The following is a 293-nucleotide window of genomic DNA, read 5'->3' on the forward strand; positions in this document are numbered from 1 at the left end:
AATGCTCGTTGTTACGGTTTCAAGTCCGCTTTTATTGCTGGGCTTGGTCGTATTGCTGCATTCGCTGTAATGATTGCCTTGGCTGCTTCTGGCTTAGCAGTCGTGCTCTATGCTTCTGAGACTCTATTTCTAACGATTAAAATTGTGGGCGCGGCTTACTTGTTGTGGATTGCCTTTAATCTTTGGCGTTCGGAAGCAAGTCCTGTTTCTGAACTAGAAAACACTCGCAACCGATTAGGTTTAGCTAAACAAGAATTTTTGCTAGCCGCTGGTAATCCAAAGGCGATCTTAAT

General features: G+C 44.0%; 1 protein-coding gene. It reads left to right on the forward strand.

Annotated elements, in window-relative coordinates; all coding sequences use genetic code 11:
- A partial coding sequence (locus VJL_RS23790) for a LysE family translocator (RefSeq protein WP_038881784.1) occupies positions 1 to 293 on the forward strand: 293 nt, incomplete at both ends.

Origin of the sequence: Vibrio jasicida CAIM 1864 = LMG 25398 (assembly GCF_000400365.1) — a bacterium.
GTDB classification, from domain to species: Bacteria; Pseudomonadota; Gammaproteobacteria; order Enterobacterales; family Vibrionaceae; genus Vibrio; species Vibrio jasicida.